Annotated in this window: 12 protein-coding genes; 7 read left to right on the top strand and 5 right to left on the bottom strand. The window is 47.6% G+C overall.

All coding sequences use genetic code 11. The features are described from left to right. Nucleotides 1-113: 113 nt before the first annotated feature. Nucleotides 114-1,283, top strand: coding sequence for a cation:proton antiporter domain-containing protein (locus ACOMHB_RS13815; RefSeq protein WP_422133737.1), 1,170 nt, complete (start codon nt 114-116; stop codon nt 1,281-1,283). Between the two features lie 55 nt (nt 1,284-1,338). On the opposite strand, the gene sohB is transcribed toward ACOMHB_RS13815, so the two are convergent. The 5 genes from sohB to ACOMHB_RS13840 form a co-directional block, all read right to left on the bottom strand. Next, on the bottom strand, nt 1,339-2,370 hold the full coding sequence (sohB, locus tag ACOMHB_RS13820; protein ID WP_448217042.1) for a protease SohB: 1,032 nt from the start codon (nt 2,368-2,370) through the stop codon (nt 1,339-1,341). 295 nt (nt 2,371-2,665) lie between these two features. Then, nucleotides 2,666-3,505 (bottom strand): NAD(+) diphosphatase, encoded by an 840-nt coding sequence (gene nudC / locus ACOMHB_RS13825; protein ID WP_448217043.1) that lies wholly within the window; start codon nt 3,503-3,505, stop codon nt 2,666-2,668. Next, nucleotides 3,506-4,189 (bottom strand): DNA polymerase III subunit epsilon, encoded by a 684-nt coding sequence (dnaQ, locus tag ACOMHB_RS13830; RefSeq protein ID WP_448217044.1) that lies wholly within the window; start codon nt 4,187-4,189, stop codon nt 3,506-3,508. It abuts the gene before it with no gap. Continuing rightward, the gene (gene rnhA, locus ACOMHB_RS13835) at nt 4,186-4,638 is read right to left on the bottom strand and encodes a ribonuclease HI (RefSeq protein ID WP_448217045.1); all 453 of its coding nucleotides are present in this window, start codon (nt 4,636-4,638) and stop codon (nt 4,186-4,188) included. The genes dnaQ and rnhA overlap by 4 nt, the downstream gene beginning before the upstream one ends. After that, a complete protein-coding gene (locus ACOMHB_RS13840; RefSeq protein ID WP_448217046.1) occupies nt 4,635-5,408 on the bottom strand; it encodes a class I SAM-dependent methyltransferase in 774 nt (257 codons plus the stop codon). The genes rnhA and ACOMHB_RS13840 overlap by 4 nt, the downstream gene beginning before the upstream one ends. Nucleotides 5,409-5,641: 233 nt before the next feature. Here ACOMHB_RS13840 and gloB point away from each other — a divergent pair, with 233 nt between their 5' ends. From gloB to ACOMHB_RS13870, 6 genes are all read left to right on the top strand, one after another. Then, nucleotides 5,642-6,424 carry a hydroxyacylglutathione hydrolase gene (gene gloB / locus ACOMHB_RS13845; protein ID WP_448217047.1) on the top strand — a complete coding sequence of 261 codons (783 nt, stop codon included), beginning with the start codon at nt 5,642-5,644 and terminating at the stop codon, nt 6,422-6,424. Between the two features lie 42 nt (nt 6,425-6,466). Beyond that, nucleotides 6,467-8,080, top strand: coding sequence for a lytic transglycosylase (locus ACOMHB_RS13850; RefSeq protein ID WP_448217048.1), 1,614 nt, complete (start codon nt 6,467-6,469; stop codon nt 8,078-8,080). A 115-nt stretch (nt 8,081-8,195) separates the two neighbouring features. Continuing rightward, nucleotides 8,196-10,049 (top strand): extracellular solute-binding protein, encoded by a 1,854-nt coding sequence (locus tag ACOMHB_RS13855; RefSeq protein WP_448217049.1) that lies wholly within the window; start codon nt 8,196-8,198, stop codon nt 10,047-10,049. Next, nucleotides 10,046-11,857 carry an extracellular solute-binding protein gene (locus ACOMHB_RS13860; RefSeq protein ID WP_448217050.1) on the top strand — a complete coding sequence of 604 codons (1,812 nt, stop codon included), beginning with the start codon at nt 10,046-10,048 and terminating at the stop codon, nt 11,855-11,857. The genes ACOMHB_RS13855 and ACOMHB_RS13860 overlap by 4 nt, the downstream gene beginning before the upstream one ends. Next, nucleotides 11,854-13,686: an extracellular solute-binding protein gene (locus tag ACOMHB_RS13865; RefSeq protein ID WP_448217051.1), complete on the top strand. Its 1,833-nt coding sequence runs from the start codon at nt 11,854-11,856 to the stop codon at nt 13,684-13,686. Before ACOMHB_RS13860 ends, ACOMHB_RS13865 begins: the two co-directional genes overlap by 4 nt. A 310-nt stretch (nt 13,687-13,996) precedes the next feature. Then, nucleotides 13,997-15,976, top strand: coding sequence for an extracellular solute-binding protein (locus tag ACOMHB_RS13870; protein WP_448218640.1), 1,980 nt, complete (start codon nt 13,997-13,999; stop codon nt 15,974-15,976).

Raw genomic sequence — 15,976 nt, forward strand, 5'->3', positions numbered from 1 at the left:
CTTCTCTTGTTTACCGGACTCACAGCCTTGGGTATATACTTGGCCTTTTAGCTTCAAGAAAAATGCGGGCTGGAATAGCCCTTTTATAAACAATCATTTATCTGGCGAGTCTAATGGAAAGTGGTTCCCTGCTCTTCTCTTTCTTCCTTATCTTCAGTGGTGCTGCAATACTCGCTACTGCTGCGCTGTTTACCCGTCAACCTCTCCTGGTCGCCTACATCGTACTGGGTGCCTTTCTGGGCCCCTATGGCATGGAAATGGTTACGGATACCGGGCTTTTAAATGATATTGCCCACGTCGGAATTATATTCCTGCTGTTTTTGCTCGGACTGGATATGCAGCCCGCTCACCTTGGTCATCTGCTCAAGAAAACAGCTACGGTAGGATTAATCAGTTCGATCATATTTGCACTAACCGGTTATGGACTGGGACTGGCATTTGGTTTCAGCCAAAAAGAAGCCGTCATAACCGGTGCGACAATGATGTTCTCCAGTACCATTATTGGTATCAAATTATTGCCAACCACGGTACTGCATCACAAACATACCGGCGAAATTCTTGTCAGTCTGCTGCTTTTGCAGGATCTGCTGGCGATTCTGGTTCTCCTGCTGCTGTACAACTTTGATGGTGGATTTGCCAACAGTAAAATGGATGTTCTGATGGCTCTCGCCGCACTTCCTATGATCATAGCTGCGGCTTTTTTGGCTGTTCGTTATGCTCTGCTGCCATTGATGGCACGCTTCGACCGGTTTCATGAATACATGTTCCTCTTAGCCATTGGCTGGTGTCTTGGCTTCGCTGAACTGGCCCATGCCTTGAATCTTTCCTATGAAATTGGTGCCTTTATTGCCGGGGTCAGCATTGCTACCAGCCCGATTTCTCAGTACATAGCCATTAATCTCAAGCCTTTGCGGGATTTTTTCCTGGTTCTGTTCTTCTTCTCAATCGGTGCCAGCTTTAACCTCAATTTGTTCGGAGAAGTGTGGCTGCCTGCGGTTATCATGACCGTTATTTGTCTGCTTCTGAAACCTGCCACATTTGGTATCTTACTGAGTGCCAATGAGAACAAATCAACGGCATGGGAAGTCGGTTTCAGATTGGGCCAGACCAGTGAGTTTTCTATTCTGATTGCAGTACTGGCAGCGGGGCAGATGTTGATGGGAGAGATCGCAGCTCACGTCGTCCAGGCAACTGCCATATTAACGTTGATCATCTCTTCCTACGTGGTGGTGTTTAACTATGAATCACCCATAGCGGTATCGGAAAAGCTGAGAAGAGACTAAGGCAAAGAAACCCCGCATAACACGGGGTTCTTCTATCCAGACAACTCTGGAGCAGTTAAGAGAAATATCGACCCTGAGACAATCTTTCCCAGATTTTTCCGAAGGCATTGTCCAGAGTCGTTTCAGCAGCCAAGCCCAGTTTACTGGCCATTCCTTTCTTCACTTCATAAGTGACCTGAATAATGTCTGAGGAGTCTACCCTGCTATAGATATACTCATCACTGGTCATGACCAGATCAATCAGGTTTTTCTCAATCGCCTGACGGCCATACCAGATTTCACCGGTAGCGACCTCCTCTACGTTAACCTGCTCACGTTCCTCCTTGATAAACTCTTTGAACAGCTCATGAGTGTCCTGAATATCCTGCTTGAACTTATCACGACCTTTTTCAGTGTTTTCACCAAGAACCGTCAGAGTGCGCTTAAATTCACCGGCAGTGTGCAGTTCAATATCAACATCATGTTTCTTAAGCAATTTGTTGATATTAGGCAGCTGAGCCATAACACCTATAGAACCAATCACGGCAAAAGGCGCAGCAACAATCTGATTAGCCGTACAGGCCATCATATAACCGCCACTGGCAGCCACTTTATCGACTGCAATAGTGAACTTAATACCACGATCTCTGATACGTTGTAGCTGGGAAGCTGCAAGACCATAGGCATGTACCATACCTCCCGTACTTTCCAGCTTCACAAGTACTTCATCCTTGTCTGTGATAACAGATAGTACTGCAGTGATCTCTTCACGAAGAGACTTGACTGCAGAAGCTTTCATATCGCCGTGAAAATCAAGGACATACAAACGTGGTTTTATTTCCTTTTCTTTATCCTTTTTCTTTTCCTTGTCGGCTTTCTTTTTTTCCTTTGCCAGCTGCTTCAGACCTTCCTTGTCGAGCGTCGCATGCTGAAGATCATCCTTCAGATGCTGATAGTGTTCATTCAGTTTCTTGATTTCAAGATGCCCTTTACTGATCTTTTTGGATTTTTGTCCCATTGCAGCTGCCGCAACAATGATGATCAGCAGTGCCACAACAAATGTGACCACTTTGGCAAGGAATAAGCCGTATTCCGCCAGATACTCCAAGAGAGCCTCCAATAATTCATTTCAATATGAGTGCTTAAGGATACCTGAAAAAGAGAATGTGAAAAGTCCAACTAATGCTTGGTTGGCCATCTGCTTACCTGCGGCTTGAGTGATCTCCAGCGACCAGTTTTTGAGAACATCAGCTGACGAGCCTACGGCTCTGCCGTAGGTCATTTAACTGGTCACACAAAGGCAGAGACAGTCGTTTTGATGACCATGTGTTCCGTATTTTTTGAGTGGTAGAATTTGCACTGAGCCAAATCTTTAAACAGAACAAAAATATGATTGTATAATATTAAATATCTATCAACATCCTGGATATTGTGAATTTCGGTGGAATGTCCGGCAGATCATCTCTAAGGAACCATTCGGCACTCACCAGCTCTGCCTCTTCAAGCTTAATCTCACCTGATTTATATTCTGCGTGATAGCCCAGCATCAAGGCATGGGGAAATGGCCAACTTTGACTGAGTTGGTACTTTATTTCACCGACCTCCAGACCCACTTCCTCCCTGATCTCTCTTATTACAGCTTCCTCAGCACTCTCGCCCGGCTCGACAAAGCCCGCGATGACCGTATGCATTGTTGTATCACGCAAATGTCGCTGATGTTGAACAAGCAGTACTTCATCCCCTTTATGAACAAGAACTATGATGCAGGGAGATATCCTTGGATAGTAAGTCATCTCACAGGCTGAACAAACCATTGACCAGTCCCCTTCGCTTGACATGCATGGACTACCACAGCGGCCACAGAATTGGTGGTCTTTTCTGGATCTCAGGATTTGAGCGGCGTGACTGTATAACGCCACCATTGATTCAGGTTGCATCGCCATATATTGTCGGGCATTAACAGCACTCCCCTCTTCAGGAATTCGGTCTGTTTTTATAACCGACACCGAATATTCGTCCAGATTTCCAGTTCTGATTGATTCGTGGTTATCCATCCAGGGGTGTTTCTCCCAGAGGAACTCCCCCTCGGAATTCATCAGGATGTCATGACCAGACAGAATTAGATAACGATCAGCATTACCCCCTTCCGGGGTCCAGCCGTTTGCAGGTTGGTATTGTTGCATGTATGTCACTGCTTTCGATGATGAGTTAATGGTCAGTCGGTCATTGCAAACTGGTAGCAATTACCAATTCTGCTGGCCTATCTTTTCCAGTTTTTCCTGATGCAACTGTAATTCAGCATCGGTCGGTTTGATGATTTTCAAGGCGGGTCTGTCCAAAGATAGACGTCTGATAACCGTTACATCATCAGTCCCCTCTCCGGTTCCTCCCAGAAGCAGAGAAGTCTGACCACCCGTCATGGCAAGGTAGACTTCAGCCAATATCTCAGAGTCAAGGAGCGCACCATGGAAGGTACGAGCCGAGTTATCGATAAAATAACGTTTGCAAAGTGCATCCAGGTTATTTTTCTGACCAGGGTGCTTCTTTCTGGCTATAGCCAGAGAGTCGGTAATTTTACTGTAGTCTTCAACCTGCCCAAGGGCTGGATCCAGCCACTTTAGTTCATGGTTGAGAAAGTTAATATCAAAGGGGGCATTATGGGCAATCAGCTCGGCATCTTTGATAAAATCCAGAAAATCTTTGGCCACTGCTGCAAAGAGCGGTTTGTCCTGAATAAATTCGTTGGTAATACCATGAACCTGGATAACCTCATCATCCATTTGCCGCTCAGGATTGATGTAGACATGATAAGTATTGCCCGTCAGCTTACGGTCAATCATCTCCACACAACCGATTTCGACAATCCGGTGACCCTGTGAAGGGTCTATCCCGGTGGTTTCCGTATCCATTATGATCTGGCGGTTCATTGCTTCTTACCTTCAATAATCTCTTGAGCACCACGACAGGCGAGTTCATCCGCCATTTCATTTTCCCGGTGTCCGGCATGCCCTTTTACCCAGCACCACTCAATTTTATGGAGGGTATTCTGGGCATCAAGCCGCTCCCATAAATCTTTGTTTTTTACAGGGTTACCAGCCGCTGTTTTCCAGCCTTTGCGTTTCCAGCCGGACAACCACTCTGTGATACCCTTGCGTACGTATTGGGAATCGGTTGTGACACGCACCTCGCAGGCCCGGGTTAATGTTTCCAATCCGACAATGGCAGCCATCAATTCCATGCGGTTATTGGTGGTTTCCTTCTCGCCACCATACAGTCCTTTTTCAGCGGTACCGTAACGCAGAATGACCCCCCAACCACCGGGGCCGGGGTTTCCTTTACAGGCACCATCTGTAAAAAGCTCAACGAGCTTGCTCAACGATTATCTCCCACTCGGCTGGACCCTGTAATCGGTTTTCCGACCAGGGATTGCCCCACGGAGGACCAGACAGGCTTGATGGGTGTCATGCCTGCCACTTCCCGGGTGGCAACTATGATGTAAAAACTGCCAAAGGGCAGCATCCAATTATGACAGCGCTGTTCAATCGATTCTGACTTCAAGCCCATGACTGAGTGGGTGGAAGGGAACAGATAGGCACCATGAATCACTTTCTCAACACTGAACCCCAACAAGGTTAACCAGTCCTTCATCCGACTTGGACTAATGAACTGGACACCACTGAACAACCTACGATAACCCGGAAGTATCATCCGCTTGATGTTGCAGAGACTCAGAGGGTTAAAACCGACTACCATCATCTTGCCTCCGGGGATGATGGTATGCCCCGCTTCGCTGAGAAGTCGGTGCGGGCGATCAGACACTTCTACCATATGATGCAGCAGGACCAGGTCAAGGCTGCCCGGAGCTATCGGCCAGTGATAAGGATCAAGCAACAACGAAGACGTCGGCTCAGAGTTTAAGGGGTGAAACTGAAAGTTTCGACTTACCTGGGACTCTGACAACAGAGCCGCAGTCGGAGATACCGATAATTCAACAGCATGATAACCAAAGATATACTTTAACTCATGTTCTATGTGACAGCGTTCTGTCTCAAGGACAAACTCTCCTGCACCGGATTGCATCCACCCCTGCAGGGCCTGCAATTTTTGAGGCATTTCAGGTCTGGTCGTTTTTTTAAACCATTGCATCAGGCTTTTTCCGTGTATGCTGCAGTGAAATCAGCAAAAACCTCGAGCCAGATTGTTGTCCTGCTCAAATACACATCTTATCGGGCACGGCAGGATTCAACCAGCATCGGTGTCATCCCCTATGACAATCGTAAAGAAAATAGTACAGACTTTACACGCAAAATTTGTAAAAATGGTTTTTTGTCCATTACAGGCATTAGAATGTTATTGACCATTATCCGACAGAATGTCCTATGATCCACATTCAAGCTATCCCGGCTTTTCAGGATAACTACATCTGGCTGCTCTCTGAAGATTGCAGTCAACAAAGTCTGGTCGTTGATCCGGGTGACGCTAGCGTGGTCGAGAAAGCACTGGATAGACTTGATCTGGAATTGTCGGGCATTTTGATTACCCATCATCACTGGGATCATACAAACGGCATAGAAACGTTAACAAAAAACCGTAGCATTCCAGTCTATGGCCCTGATAATTCGGCAATTTCCGGCATTACTCACACCCTGGATGGCACAGAGACACTGGCAGTGCTCGGTACTGAATTCAGTATTTTGAAAACACCGGGACACACGCTCGATCATATTGCCTATTTCGCTAATCCTGATCAGGATGATCCCATTCTATTCTGTGGCGACACCCTCTTTTCAGCCGGCTGTGGCCGACTGTTTGAAGGGACTGCTGAACAAATGCAGAGCTCATTCAATAAACTCCGCGCTCTACCCGAAAACACCCGGGTATATTGTGCACACGAATACACTCTGGCAAATCTTGCCTTTGCCCAGACCGTAGAACCCGACAACCACTCTATTAAGGAGTATCGCAACAGAGTCGTCCGGCTTCGCGAGCAGAACAGGCCAAGCCTGCCCTCTAGCCTCAAGCTGGAATTTACCATTAATCCATTCATGCGTACTGACCAGAATAGTGTCATTACTGCTGTTAAGGAGCACGCCCCAAATGCCTCTCTGTCAAACGATTCAGAGGTATTTGGAGCATTGCGTCATTGGAAGGATCACTTTTGATGACGATAACCCCTGTGTTCCTTCAAGATAAATATAGTTTTTATGTCTGAACCTTTGATTACAGAGCAAACGTCTGGTCGCTATACCGGACCTGAAGTTAAACCCCTGATTCGAGTCTTGAGTGCCGCCACACTCATAATGACTCTAACAAGCTGTCAGAGTCATTCTCCAGAGCAGGCAGGTACTCCACCAGTCAAAGTTGAGCAAAAAGTTGCCAAAGGGAAAACGGCCAAAAAAACATTTAAGGATCAGCTGGCCAAAAAACCATTGACCGACCTGTGGGATAGAACTCGTCGGGGTCTCGCTATGGACCTGGATAATAATCATCCCCGGGTATTGGCAGAATTACGCTGGTACAAGAAAAACCAGGGCTACTTTGACCGCGTTTCTGATCGCGCCAGTCCCTATTTCTATTTCATCCTGATAGAAGCTGAGAAACGTGGCGTCCCCCTGGAGCTGGCATTAATGCCCATAGTAGAGAGTGCCTTCGATCCATTTGCTTATTCCCATGCAGGAGCATCCGGCTTATGGCAATTCATGCCAGCTACCGGAGAACATTACGGACTGGAGCAGAACTGGTGGTATGACGGTCGTCGTGATGTGGTTGAGGCCACCCGTGCAGCTCTGGACTATATGGTCAGTCTGCACGAAATGTTTGACGACTGGGAATTAGCACTGGCTGCTTTCAACTCTGGGCCAGGGCGAGTCATGAATGCGGTCAACAAGAACGAAAGGCGGGGTAAATCCACCCGCTTCTGGCATCTTGACCTGCCAAGGGAAACCACCGCCTATGTTCCAAAGCTGATCGCCCTGGGCAAGATCGTTCGTGATCCGGCCAAATACGGTATCAAGCTAAAGTCAATTCCTAACAAACCTCATTTTGCCAAGGTTGAAACCGGTGGCCAGCTGGATATGGCCAAAGCGGCCAATTTGGCTGGCGTTACTCTGAATGAGTTATATCGCCTGAATCCCGGGATTAATCGCTGGTCCACCCCTCCTTCTGGTCCACACCATCTGCTGGTGCCTGTTGCCAAAGCCGAATCCTTCCGGACTGAACTGGCTCAATTGCCGGCGGAGAAACGTATGCAATGGCAGCGCTACTCAGTGAAGTCTGGTGATAGCCTGATCAGGATTGCCAATACTTTTAATACCAAGCCCGGGCTCATCAAGGAAGCGAACAAAATGGAAACAGACTTGATCCGGGTTGGTCAAAGTCTTTTAATCCCCGTCGCTGTCAAAGAGAAGGAAGAGTATGCCCTGACAGCGCCGCAGCGCCGTATTGCCAAGCAAAACACTCAGCGTGCCGGACGACACAAACTGAATCACTCTGTTAAATCCGGAGACAGCTTCTGGAGCATAGCCAAAAAGTACAATACCGGTGTCCAGGAACTGGCTCGCTGGAACAGTATGTCACCCAGAGACAATCTCAGGATCGGGCAGACACTGGTGGTGTGGACCAAAACCAATGCGCCTCAGGACGGTGTTGTTCGCAGGGTCAATTACAAGGTTCGCAATGGCGACTCCCTGTCCAGAATCGCTGACAAATTCAATGTCGCCATAGCCCAGATCAGAACCTGGAATACCTTTGACAGCAAATACCTGCAGCCTGGTCAACAATTGACTCTCTATGTTGATGTGACCCGCGTTTACGAATGATAAATTCATAATGCTCAGACCCGGTTTTGAACGGGTCTGATATTTTTCTCTATAAACCACTCCCCTATCCTGTCGATGCTATATTCATTCGGTTTAACAATACCAGGAAGCATCATTGAAACGACTGACGCTCTCTCTTCTGCTCTATTGGCAGAGTATTTACGCAATAGCTGCGGGTGAGCAATGGCAACATTATCTGTCCATCATGGACGAGCCTCTGTATAAGAAAGATTTCAAACACTTCCGGTACGTCAATCCCGCAGCGCCCAAAGGTGGTCATCTGCGATTAGCAGCCCTTGGAACCTTTAATACTCTGAATCCATACAGTGCCAAAGGAATAGCCCCCTCGCAGGCGAATAATACTTTCAGGTTTGGCTTTCTGGAGCTGAACGAACCCCTGATGGTGGGCACTGGTCCTTACGCACCCTCCATGGAACATAAAAATACAGCCTATGGTTTAATCGCCGAAGCGGTAGCTTATGATCCGGAAAAACATAAGCTCTCATTCAAGCTGAGAACAAATGCCCGTTTTCATGACCAGCATCCCATTACCACGGAAGATGTAGAGTTTTCCTATAAAATACTGCTGGAGCACGGGCACCCAAACTTCAAACTGACACTAGAGCAAGTTGAACGCATCCAAATCGAAGATCACTACATTATCCACTTCTATCTGAAACCCTCATCTTCTAAAGCGCTCCCAATTAAACTCAGCGAGCTGCCTGTCTTACCAAAGCATTACTGGCAGAATCGTGATTTTGAAAAAACCACACTGGTCCCACCCTTACTCAGTGGTCCTTATAAGATTTCCAGGGTCAAGCCGGGGTCAACGATCGTCTTTGAACGAGTGCCAGACTATTGGGGGGAAGATCTTCCCGTTAATAAGGGGCTTTATAATTTTGATAAAGTTACTCTGAATTTCTACCGTGACCGTCATGTCAGCTTTCAGGCTTTTAAGAACGGGGAGACCGATGTCCACTATGAAGGCGAGGCGAAAAACTGGGAAACAGCTTATGTCTTTCCAGCCATGCAACAAGGTAAAGCGACCAGACTGAACATTCCTGACAAGATGCATTATGGCAGAAGGTTCTTTGTCTTTAATCTCAGATCCCCACTGTTTCAGGATCGAAGAGTCAGGCAGGCTATCAGCCTGTTATTCGACTGGGAATGGTCTTCAGCAAACCTCTTCCATAACGCCTATGTCCGCACCACCGGTTTCTTTGGCGCTCATGAGAATAATACATCTGCGGTCCCGTCAGAGAACGAGCTGGAACTGTTTGAAGCTTTTCAGTCGATAGTGCCACCGGGGCTCTATTCCCAACCTTTTGAACTCCCAAAAACAAACGGGGATGGGAACATCACAAGCCATCGAAGACAAGCCCTGAAACTGCTAAAAGAGGCCGGTTGGCATTATCATCAGGGACAATTATTAAGCGCCCGGAATGAACCCTTTCACTTTACATTTCTTCACTACTCAAAACTGGCTGATCGTTACATACTTCCTTTTGCGGCCAACCTTGCCAGCGTGGGAATCAAAATGGATTTTCGAGCCATAGACCTGAGCCAATATCAGCGAAGACTGCGTCAAAGGGATTTTGATATGGTTCAAACAACCCTGACGGTGCCTTTTCTTCCCGGCGAAGACCTTAAAGGGTTATTTCACTCAGAGTCTGCGGACTCTGAAGGCAGCCGCAATCTGGCCGGGATTCATAACCCGGCCGTCGATGGCTTAATTGATCATGCGCTGTCAGCCAACACCGGAGAGGCTCTTTATACTGCTATGCAGGCTCTGAATCGTCTCTTGCTCTGGGAATATTACTTCATTCCCAACTGGCAGGGGCGTTTTATAAGAATCGCTCATTGGCAGCATGTGCAACCTCCTGACACTTTCCCACCCTTTGGTATTCGTCTCACTTCATGGTGGATGAAACCAGCCTCTAAAGCCCTTCAACGACAAGGAAAAAAATGACGATCAAACGATGGGCAAGAACTCTTATGGCGCTGAACATTGCCTGGTTTTATCCTTCTGTACTGGCCAGTGTTCAGGAATCCTATCGCACAGGTCATGCCATCAGCCTGATCGGCACTCCCAAATATCCTGCCGACTTTCAACACTTTTCCTATGTCAATCCTGATGCTCCCCGTCAGGGTAAGGTCAGACTGGCGGTTCTAGGCACTTACGATACCTTTGATCTCTTAAGTTCCAAAGGTGTGCCTGCTGCCGTTGGTGCCTACATTTACGACAGCCTGATGTTTGCCAGCCGGGATGAGCCCGGCAGTCTTTATCCAATGATTGCCGAACGTATCGAATACCCGGATGATAATCGCTGGGTACGTTTCGTTATTAACCCGAAAGCCCGTTTTGCCGACGGCAACCCGATTACTGCCGAAACTGTGAGGGATACATTTTTTCAATATAAAAATGGCGACTTCTCCAACTTCAAGCTCCTGTTGAAGGATGTTAATCAAATAGAAGTTGAACCCGGAAACCGGGTAAAACTGACCCTGAATGTCCCCGAAGACAAGAAGCTGCCTTTTCGACTGGCCCAGCTACCCATAATTCACAGTAATTACTGGACAAAGTCTGAAGATGTTGACACTAAGATCCATATTCCTGTCAGCTCAGGGGCTTACAGCATCAAGCACTATGAGCTTGGCCAGACCGTTTTTCTTGAGCGAAACGAGGATTACTGGGCTCAGAAGCTGCCTGTGAATATTGGCCGGAATAACTTTAAGCAGATCAGACTGGAGTATTTCAGGAACTCCACACTCTCTCTCGAGGCTTTTCTCAGTGGACACTACGATATCCGGATAGAAAATCTGGCCAAAAACTGGACTTATGCATACAAGGGTAAGGACCTGGAGAGCGGGAAGATCATCAAGAAAAATTACCCTCGCAAGAGCTTTCAGGTTCAGTCCTTTATCTTTAACAGTCGAAAATACCCTTTTAACGATCAACGGGTCAGAGAAGCCATCAGTCAGGGTTACGATGTAGCCTGGACCAACGCCAATCTTCTTTATGGCATTTATTCAGCGCCCGAAAGCCTGTTTGCCAACTCGGATTTTGCCCACTCAGGCATACCCGATAGAGCTGAAGCCCAACTGCTTGAACCTTATCGGGACATACTTCCTGAGAAGCTGTTTAAACAACCCTGGACTGGTGTACAAACAGATGGCACTGGCAATATCCGAAAACAGCTCAGTTATGCTAATAGACTTCTGAAACAGGCTGGCTGGGAACTCAAAAACGGCAAAAGAGTCAACAAGGAAACCGGTGAGCCACTCAGGTTCGAATTGATGCTGGCGGTGCCAGAACAGGAACGTGTTGCTATACCGTTCAAAAGTAATCTGGAAATGCTCGGCATTGAAATGCAGATCACCTCGCTGGATGTCTCTCAGTACATTCGAAGAGTGCGCAATCAGGATTATGACATGCTGCTCAGAACCTTCCACCAGCCTGATGTGCCTGGCAACGAACAAAGAGAATACTGGAGCAGCAGTACTGCCAATCAACAGGGCACGCAGAACCTCGCAGGTGTCAATCACCCTGCGGTTGACGCCATGATTGAGTCTATTATCAAGGCTGAATCCATCAACCAGTTGCAGGCCGCCACCAGAGCTATGGATCGCATCCTGCTCTGGGAAAATTACACCATTCCCCAGCTCTACCATCGTTACTGGCGGGTAGCATACAGAAGCCACTACAACTATCCTGACAACGGAGGTCTTTACGGCTCTGTGGACCTCAGCATCTGGTGGGAGAAAGAACCAAAATGAAACGCCTTGTTGCGGGAATATTTTTGATAGTAACGTCCTCTTTGGTATGGGGAGCAGAAAACATTCCTCTGAAGCATGCCATAAGTCTCTATGGTGAACCTAAGTACCATAAGGATTTTGAACACTTTGACTACGCCAACCCGGACGCTCCAAAAGGCGGTGAATTCAGACAGGCTGTGACCGGCCAGTTTGACAGTCTTACACCTTTTGTAGATCGCGGTTCGGCTGCGGCTGGCAGCGACTTGCTGTATGACAGCCTGCTGCAAAGATCCTGGGACGAGCCTTTAAGTAAATACGGTTTGATTGCCCAGTACATAGAATTGGACCCTGATAACCGCTGGGTTGCCTATCATATTAACCCCAAAGCTCACTTTAATGATGGCCATAAGGTGTCAGCCAGTGATGTAAAATTCTCGTTTGATCTTCTGAGGGAGAAAGGCTCAACGTTCTACCGCCACTTCTATGATGATATCGAGAAAGCTGAAGTCACAGCGCCTATGAGGGTACTATTTACCTTTAAAAACAACAAAAACCGGGAGCTGCCTCTAATCCTGGGGCAAATGCCTATACTTCCAGAACACTACTGGAAGGACAGACATTTTCCGCCCTCCGGATTTGAAGTCCCCGTCACCAGCGGTCCTTACCAAGTCGATAAAATCAATCCCGGACGATCCATCAGTTATAAAAGAGACGAAGATTACTGGGCACAAGACCTGGCTGTAAACCGGGGTCGGTATAATTTTGACCGCATGCTGTTCGAATATTACGGAAACGAATCTGTGCTGTTAGAAGCGATGTTCAGCAATCAATATGACTTCAGACTGATTACAGACCCAACCATCTGGAATACCCAGCTGAGCGAGAACCGAATTAAAAAATATCGTCTGGTACAAGAAGTCATAAAGAACCATAACCCCCAAACCCTGACGTTAGCCTACAATACCCGGCGACCGTTTCTAAAAGATGCCAGAGTCAGGGAAAGTCTGGGATACGCTTTTAATTTCAAGCAGATCAACGACCACCTTTTCTTTGGAATGTATCGACCTGCTGAAAGCTTTTTTGCAGGCTCTGAGCTGGCAGCCAGTGGAATTCCATCAGCTGAAGAACTGAAATGGCTGGCCCCCTTTCAGCAACAACTGCCTGAAGCCCTCTTCCATGATCCCTTCAAGGTACCTGATAGCCGACTGGCATCGGGCGACCGATTGAGTATGGCAAGCGCACTCAGGTTATTAAAACAGGCAGGCTGGGAAATAAAAGATAATCAACAAGTTAATGCCATGGGGGAACCACTGGTCCTGAACGCACTGGTAGCCACTGAAGAACATGAAAAAGTTCTGCTTTCCATCAAGGACGGTCTGAGTCGTCTTGGTATTACCTTAAATGTTCATCGTATAGACCCACTCCAGATGGTAGCCAGACTCCGTGAACTGGATTTTGAACTGGTACTGCATGTCTATCGACATACTGCATCACCAGGCACCGAACAGGTATCCTTCTGGGGATCGGAAACCGTTGATCAACCAGGAACCAGAAACCTGTCGGGTGTTCATTCACCGGTGGTCGATCACATAGCTCAATTGATTCCATCAGCCACCAGCCGTAAAGAACTGCTTTCAATGGTTCATGCCCTGGACAGAGTTCTGCTGTGGGGACACTACTCACTGCCTCTCTGGTACTCACCTTCCTGGAACGTTCTGTACCGGGATACTCTGAAGCATCCTGAGACGACGCCGCTTTATGCTCTTGACCTGAGTACATGGTGGTATCAAACGAATAAACCACCATCAGCCAGAGCTAGTGCTGGTTCAACACTGAAGAAGGTAGATTAACCGCTTGGGTGACAGGGTACATTGCGATACTAACAATCAGGAACTCTCTGGTTACATGTTTGTAGGTGTTGATTCTGAAGCAACACAGGTATTTTAATTGCTTCAGATCAACTTTTACCGTCATCTAAAAGTATTAATGACCTTTTTATGATGAATTAGACCTTGCCTGTCAGGTTTGATAGGTGTTTACAATATTGTCAGAAATCGGAACAACTCCGCAAGAAGCAATACCTGTAGTCAGGGAGCCGACTATAGTTTTGAGGCAAAAGTTATAACAATGCGATCCAGGCTAACCATGAATCATACAGTGATGATAAAAAGATCGTTGAAGACAACGATTTTCCAGTCCCTCCCCATTGCGACACTCTTGCTTTCCCTGTCTGTGATGCCTTTACCGGTAAAAGCAGAGGACGCAGTTAATAAACTCCCTTCCCTCTCCCTTTACGGTGACAGCAAATACTCAAAAGATTTCAAACATTTTGACTACGTGAACCCCGATGCACCCAAGGGTGGAACCTTGCGAATGGCCAGCATGGGGACTTTTGACAGCCTGAACCCCTATATAGAAAAAGGAACTCCGGCTGCGGGATTAGGCTTGATTTACGATACTCTGATGACCAGCAGTGCCGATGAACCTTTCTCCATGTACGCCCTGGTAGCTGAATATGCAGAGCCCGCCGTTGATAACAGCGGCATCACTTTCCACTTGAATGCAAAAGCCCGGTTTCACGACGGACAGCCTGTAACCGCCGAAGATGTGGTTTACAGTTTTGAACTGCTCAGGGACAAAGGCTCACCGTTTTACAGGGCTTATTATGGCGATATTGCCATGGCTGAAGCCCTGTCCAAACGCAGTGTGCGCTTCGTTTTCAAACACAACCGTAATCCTGAACTTCCCCTGATCATTTCCCAACTCCCGGTTCTTCCAAAACACTTCTGGGAAAAAGAGTCGAATAACTTCGAAGAGGGCAACCTGACTCACCCTCTGGGCAGCGGCCCATACAAAATCCGTTCTGCCGAGCCGGGTCGCAGTATTGTTTACGAGAGAGTTGTTGATTACTGGGGTAAGGATTTGCCGGTCAACAAAGGTCGCTATAACGTTGATGAGCGTCGTTATGACTATTACCGGGATGCCAACGTATCACTGCAAGCATTGAAAGCCGGGGAATACGATCTCCGCTTTGAAAATATTGCCAGAAACTGGGCCACCGCCTATGACACTCCGGCAGTTAAAAAAGGTGACCTGATTCAGGAATCCATCCAAACCAAAGCCCCTCAGGGTATGCAGGGGTTTGTCTTTAACCTGCGCAGAGATATTTTCAAGGACGTCAGAGTTCGAAAAGCGTTGAATTACGCCATGGACTTCCAATGGCTTAACAAGAATCTGTTCTATAACAGTTACACCCGGACACAGAGTTATTTTGCCAACTCTGATATGGAAGCAACCGGCATTCCTGAAGGTAAAGAATTGGCCTACCTTGAGCCCTGGCGAGATCAACTCCCCGCCGAGTTATTTACCCAACCCTTCAAACTGCCCGTCACCGATGGCAGTGGCAGAATCCGCAATCAGCTGAGCGAAGCTCTGTCCCTGATGGAACAGGCAGGCTGGAAACTGGAAAATGGCTCGCTCCGGAAAAACGGCAAGCCCTTTGAATTCGAAATTCTTCTGTATGATTCAAGCATGGAGAAAGTGGCCCTGCCAATGAAGAAAAACCTTGAAGCCATGGGCATCGATGCCAACCTGCGAATCGTGGATATTTCACAATACATAAACCGCCTCAGAAGCTTCGACTTCGATATGCTGGTCAGTCGCATTCCCCAATCCAGTTCGCCCGGAAACGAGCAACGGGACTTCTGGGGCAGCGAATCAGCGGATCTGCCAGGCAGTCGAAACCTGATAGGGATTAAAAACCCGGTGGTTGATGGCCTGATCAGGGAATTAATCAATGCCGACTCCAGAGAGGATCTGGTCGCCGCCGTTAAGGCTCTGGATCGGGTGCTGCTCTGGAATCAATACATGATCCCCCAATGGTATCTGGCCAGTAACCGGGTTGCCTACTGGAAGCCCCTTAAACACCCTCTCAGCCGTCCTGATCAGGAACCTCTTTATCAGTTGGACCTGGACTCCTGGTGGATAGAACCGACAACCATCAGGGCTTCTTCAGACACGACCGCCGATGGCGAAGAAAAAAATGAAGAAAATAAAGGCATACCACTTTGGCCTGTCGGCATTCTACTGGTCATCCTGTTTCTGGGATGGGTCATCCGTCGTTCAAAACGTCGCAACTGA

Source organism: Endozoicomonas sp. 2B-B (genome assembly GCF_053470045.1).

Excerpts from the sequence above, each read along its gene's own strand:
- ACOMHB_RS13860 (WP_448217050.1), top strand. The coding sequence starts at position 10,046 with ATGACGATCAAACGATGGGCAAGAACTCTTATGGCGCTGAACATTGCC.
- ACOMHB_RS13850 (WP_448217048.1), top strand. The coding sequence starts at position 6,467 with ATGTCTGAACCTTTGATTACAGAGCAAACGTCTGGTCGCTATACCGGA.
- ACOMHB_RS13815 (WP_422133737.1), top strand. The coding sequence starts at position 114 with ATGGAAAGTGGTTCCCTGCTCTTCTCTTTCTTCCTTATCTTCAGTGGT.
- dnaQ (WP_448217044.1), bottom strand. The coding sequence starts at position 4,189 with ATGAACCGCCAGATCATAATGGATACGGAAACCACCGGGATAGACCCT.
- ACOMHB_RS13870 (WP_448218640.1), top strand. The coding sequence starts at position 13,997 with ATGATAAAAAGATCGTTGAAGACAACGATTTTCCAGTCCCTCCCCATT.
- ACOMHB_RS13865 (WP_448217051.1), top strand. The coding sequence starts at position 11,854 with ATGAAACGCCTTGTTGCGGGAATATTTTTGATAGTAACGTCCTCTTTG.
- ACOMHB_RS13840 (WP_448217046.1), bottom strand. The coding sequence starts at position 5,408 with ATGCAATGGTTTAAAAAAACGACCAGACCTGAAATGCCTCAAAAATTG.
- gloB (WP_448217047.1), top strand. The coding sequence starts at position 5,642 with ATGATCCACATTCAAGCTATCCCGGCTTTTCAGGATAACTACATCTGG.